This is a genomic window from Amycolatopsis sp. SID8362, from assembly GCF_010550475.1.
GTDB classification, from domain to species: Bacteria; Actinomycetota; Actinomycetes; order Mycobacteriales; family Pseudonocardiaceae; genus Amycolatopsis; species Amycolatopsis eburnea.
Genome location: NZ_JAAGNB010000756.1, coordinates 1 through 1,069, shown reverse-complemented (window position 1 = coordinate 1,069; position 1,069 = coordinate 1). Strand labels below are relative to the sequence as shown.

At 74.3% G+C, this 1,069-nt stretch carries 2 protein-coding genes; one reads left to right on the top strand and one right to left on the bottom strand.

Features of this window, described 5'->3' with window-relative positions; genetic code table 11:
* Positions 1 to 304: twin-arginine translocation signal domain-containing protein (locus G3I65_RS23500; protein ID WP_203612482.1), on the bottom strand; the 304-nt coding region annotated here is incomplete at its 3' end.
* A 94-nt stretch (positions 305 to 398) separates the two neighbouring features.
* Between G3I65_RS23500 and G3I65_RS23495 the strand changes: the two genes are divergently transcribed.
* Positions 399 to 989: an RNA polymerase sigma factor gene (locus tag G3I65_RS23495; protein WP_160698024.1), complete on the top strand. Its 591-nt coding sequence runs from the start codon at positions 399 to 401 to the stop codon at positions 987 to 989.
* Positions 990 to 1,069 lie beyond the last annotated feature (80 nt).

The following is a 1,069-nucleotide window of genomic DNA, read 5'->3' as shown; positions in this document are numbered from 1 at the left end:
CCGCTTCCGGGGCCGCGTGGGCCGGGGCGTCGACGGTGAACAGGTACGGCCGCCCGGTGCCGGTGGTCGCGACGACGGCGTCGTGGATCGCCGCGTGCAGCAGCGCGAAGCTCCGGGTCGGGTGCACGCTCGCGGGCTGCTGGCCGGGCGTGCGCACGATCGCCAGCAGCTGCCGGTTCCAGGCGAGGACGACGTCGGCGCCACCCCGTGCGGGTGCGGCCGTGGCCGGTGCGGGCAGGGCGAGCGCGGCGGCGGCCGCTCCGCTCGCCACGAGCAGGTTCCGGCGCGACATCGATGTGGTCATTTCGCTCCCCAGGTCGTCGGAGGGTCCGTTCACCGATACGGGCACTGGTTACGGCGTAACCCGGGCGCGTATCCCTGAGAGAGGAGTCGGGGAGGTGCCGGTGGCACAGCGGTTCCGGCGCAAACGCGCCGAACAAGCCGAACAGGACGAAGCGGGTGCGGCACCGCGGCCGCGGCTGCACGCGGTCGGCGCGGACGTCTACCCGGACTGGGAGGCGGTCTACCGCGACAACGTCGACCGCGTCTTCCGGCTGATGTTTTCGAAGGTGGGCAACCGGCCGGACGCGGAGGACCTCACCACCGAGGTCTTCCTGACCGCGTTGCGGCCGCTGCGCGTCTCGGCGAGCGTGGGCGAAGTCCGGGCGTACCTGCTGGCCACCGCGCGGACGGTGCTGGCCGGGCACTGGCGGCGCACGCTCGGGCGGGAGATCACCACCCTGGACGAGGAGCACGACGTCGCCGCGTTCGAAGCGGGCACGGTGGACCCGGGCGTCCTGGCACGCGCGGAGGCCATCCTCGCGCGGCTGCCCGAGCGCTACGGGCGGATCCTGCGCCTGCGGTTCCTGCAGGCCTGCTCGCTGAAGGAGGCGGCGGAGCAGCTGGGCACGACCGTCGGCAACGCGAAGGTGCTGCAGCACCGGGCGCTGCGCCAGGCGGCCCAGCTGGCGGAAGGGATGGACACGTGAGCACTCGAGGCGTCCGCCGGTTCGTCAAGGACCTCCTGCGCCGCCGCCGGCCGCGCCCCTTCGCGGCCGGCCCGGACGAC